This window comes from Pseudomonas sp. IT-P4, from assembly GCF_949767755.1.
Classification (GTDB): domain Bacteria; phylum Pseudomonadota; class Gammaproteobacteria; order Pseudomonadales; family Pseudomonadaceae; genus Aquipseudomonas; species Aquipseudomonas monachiensis.
In genome coordinates this window covers 1-622 of the sequence record NZ_CATKPX010000082.1, presented here as the reverse complement: position 1 = coordinate 622, position 622 = coordinate 1, and the positions used below count along the sequence as shown (strand labels likewise).

At 58.5% G+C, this 622-nt stretch carries 1 protein-coding gene; it reads right to left on the bottom strand.

Annotated features, from left to right (window positions below; all coding sequences use genetic code 11):
- Positions 1–622, bottom strand: a 622-nt coding sequence (locus tag ACM6IT_RS25845) for an RHS repeat domain-containing protein (protein WP_414918967.1), incomplete at both ends; no start/stop codon positions are given.

Here is a 622-nt window from a genome sequence, read left to right as displayed (position 1 = left end):
CGCCAACGGCGCATAACTCCCCGGCTCATACAGGTACAAACTGCTCTGCCCCGGACTTTCCTCACGCAACATCCGCAAGCCTTGCCACAAAAAGTGCTTCTGCTCGGCTTTACCGTTGACCTCTGAAACCTTGCCAACCCGTCGCCCCAAACTGTCATACCGATACGATCCGGTACTTTCCATCTTGCCGTTAACCAACGTCTCCGCCCGCACCAACCGATTTTCACAGTCATACCCAAACGTCTGCAGCGTGCCCATGCCGCTGCGTTTTTCAATCAGGTTGCCCCACGCATCGTAGGCATATTCCTGATCCCGCCAGCGTTTAAGGCGGTTGTCCTTGACGTGATCAAACTGGCTGGTGTTGAAGTTCAGCCGGTTCGCCGCGGCGTCGTAGCGGAATTCTTCGCTGTCGATCAACTGCCCGGTGTCGCGGCTGTGCAACTGGCCGTTGGCTTCGTATTCGTACTTGATCTCGCCACGCAGTTTGTCGAGGGTGCGGGTCAACTCGCCAGCCGGGTCGTACTGGTGACGGCGATGGATCGGGTTGTAGGCGTGCTCGACCAGCAGGTCGGGCTGGATGCCGGAGTTGTGCAGGCGCGAGAGTTTTTCCGCCGGCAGGCGT